Here is a 1,409-nt window from a genome sequence, read left to right as displayed (position 1 = left end):
TATTCACGATATTTACGACATTATATTTCTTTAAGTCCTCTTTCGAAATATATTCCGCAACAAATGCCATTCTCCACTCCTTAAAATTTAATTCTCGGATTATACTGCGATATACTTATATCTGCCTATGCGCTAATAAATATAGCGCAGGGTTAAATTTATAATTGATTTTTGCTTTGAAGCGTGCCCAACGCTCGCATTAAAATTTTTCAAATTCCGAAGCGCAGTTTAAATTTACAGCCGCAGCTCGGCGTACGCCAAAGTGCAAGCCGCCGCGCGTTTAAATCCTGCCGCAAACCATACGACATTTCAAATTTAAACGCTACGCGGGCTCGGTAAAATTTAACCGCGGCGCGATTAAATTTCGCCGCGGCTCGCCTAAGCTTCTATCACGTAGGGGATTTTATCTTTCGCGCCGGCGCCCGCAAAGCCTTTAAGTCGCAGCAAGCAGCTGTCGCAAAGCCCGCACGCAGCGTCCTCACGCTCGTAGCAGCTCCACGTAAGCTCCAGCGGCACGCCGATCTCAAGCGCCAGCGAGACGATCTGCGCCTTGCTAAGGTGCACGAGCGGGGTTTTGATGCGCGGATGGAAGTCTCGACTCGTGCCCAGATCGAGCGCTCGCTCAAACGCGCCGATGAACTCCGCGCCGCAGTCTGGGTAGCCGCTACTATCCTCCTGCACCACGCCGATGAAAATCGCGTCGCAGCGCTCCTTCTCGGCAAGCGCGGCGGCGATGCTCAAAAACACACCGTTGCGAAACGGCACGTAGGTGTTAGGCAAATCGGAAAACGCGCTCTCGCCACCTGGCGGTGAAATTTTATCGCTTTGGCTTTGCGGCGAAATTTTATTGTTTTGGCTTTGTGGTGAAATTTCACCCTCTGCATGCTTGGGTGAAATTTTATCGCCCTGCTGCGGCTCGGCTCCGCTTTGAGATGGAATTTTGCCGCCTTGTGGTGAAATTTCATTGTCCCCGAGTGAAGCTTCGCCGCCTTGGGTTAAAATTTCACCGCTCTGCGCGCAACCGCCGCTATTTCGCGTCAAATCTGCACTTAGCGGAGCGTCCGCAGGGCTCGTCGAGAAATTTGACGCGGTAAAATTTTGCCCGCCAATCTCGGCATTAATAGAATTTACCGCAATAGAATTTTGCCCGTCTAGTTCGGCGACGGAATTTGTCTCGGCAAAATTTAACTCCCCAAGCTCAGTGCTCTTGGAATTTACCGCGCTGTCAATTTCGGCGCTGGTAAAATTTGCCGCGCCGCAAAGCTCCGCCGCGCCCTTTCTGATCGGCAAGGTACCGTCCGTAAGGGCGCTACCGCCGATTTGCGCGATGAAGCGAGCGTCTAAAATCAGCCTTTTTGCGACCCCCAAATCGTCGCAAATTTTACCGAAGCACTCGCGTTCCTTGTCCA

General features: G+C 51.6%; 2 pseudogenes. Both read right to left on the bottom strand.

Features of this window, described 5'->3' with window-relative positions:
• Positions 1 to 378 precede the first annotated feature (378 nt).
• Positions 379 to 786 (bottom strand): annotated as a pseudogene (locus Q0257_RS06920) (7-cyano-7-deazaguanine synthase); the annotation flags it as partial.
• 501 nt (positions 787 to 1,287) lie between these two features.
• Positions 1,288 to 1,409, bottom strand: a pseudogene (locus tag Q0257_RS06915) (7-cyano-7-deazaguanine synthase); the annotation flags it as partial.

It is taken from the genome of uncultured Campylobacter sp., assembly GCF_938018035.1.
In the GTDB taxonomy this organism is placed as follows: domain Bacteria; phylum Campylobacterota; class Campylobacteria; order Campylobacterales; family Campylobacteraceae; genus Campylobacter_B.
Note: the sequence above shows the minus strand (reverse complement) of the source record. Positions and strands in the feature narration are given on the sequence as shown.